This is a genomic window from Clostridium sp. AF36-4 (genome assembly GCF_003435975.1).
GTDB lineage: Bacteria > Bacillota > Clostridia > Lachnospirales > Lachnospiraceae > Eubacterium_F.
Genome location: NZ_QTVH01000073.1, coordinates 1 through 993, shown reverse-complemented (window position 1 = coordinate 993; position 993 = coordinate 1). Strand labels below are relative to the sequence as shown.

Genomic DNA, 993 nt, shown 5'->3' with positions numbered 1-993 from the left:
TGAAAATAAACTTCTTACGGATGAGATAAATTATGGGAAAGAAAAGGAGGAAAATAGTTACAAATATGACAAGGACGAGAACGGTTCTCTGGTGACGTTAGAGACCAGTAGGTTTTGGGGTAAAAAGGGGAGCGGAGCAGTCACTTCAAAGCAGGGGTACACCTACGACAATTATCGAAATGTCCTGACAGAGAAATCCCCCAAAGCTTACCTTGCAAAAAACAAGGGGAAAGAGCATCTGTATACAGTAACATATGCTTACCATAATACGGATGCCGGTTATCCTGCCGATGACAGGCCATTCTGTTTGTGTATATTGACAAAACAGGAATTATACGATTCAGCAAAGACAAAAATCAAACTGGAAAGCAAAATTGCCTCTAATGGCATTGATTACAGCAGTATCTCGGAGCAGAGGAGTGTAGGTGGTGCTGCCTATAAAACAGTATCCAAAACAGATTTCAAATATGATGCCCAGGGAAATGAAACCCAGGGAAAAGTTTTTCCAACCTATGGCAGTGATGGGGAAAAGGAAATCATCCAGAATGATTATACATACAATGCGTTGGGACAGCAGACCAAGAAAGATGTCACGCTGGATTCTGCAAAAAACCCGTCATCAAACCGCACCTACACGGAAGAAGAAATCACTTATGATTCCTTTGGAAACTGCCTGTCCACTACAGATGAGAATGGTCTTGTCACAAAAACCTCCTATGACCCGGAAACTGGGGAGGAAAAAGAGACCATAGAGGCGGCAGGGACAGAGTATGAATCCAAAGACAGGGAATATGTATCCACAGATGCCCTAAAAACCATGACACTGGACGAGTATGGACGGGCAGCTATCGACATACAGGATGCTTTTGACAATACCATCATCAGCAAGGACGAAGCATCCGGCACATGGACAGAAAATGTTTATGAATACGGAGCAGAGTGAGATGGTCAAGCATTTTTGTAACATTCACACTGAAAAAAATCATTGATTGG

1 protein-coding gene is annotated in these 993 nt (G+C 42.6%); it reads left to right on the top strand.

The genetic code is table 11. The features are described from left to right. A partial coding sequence (locus DW005_RS13965; protein WP_181975064.1) for a hypothetical protein occupies positions 1 to 943 on the top strand: 943 nt, incomplete at its 5' end. Between the last annotated feature and the right edge of the window lie 50 nt (positions 944 to 993).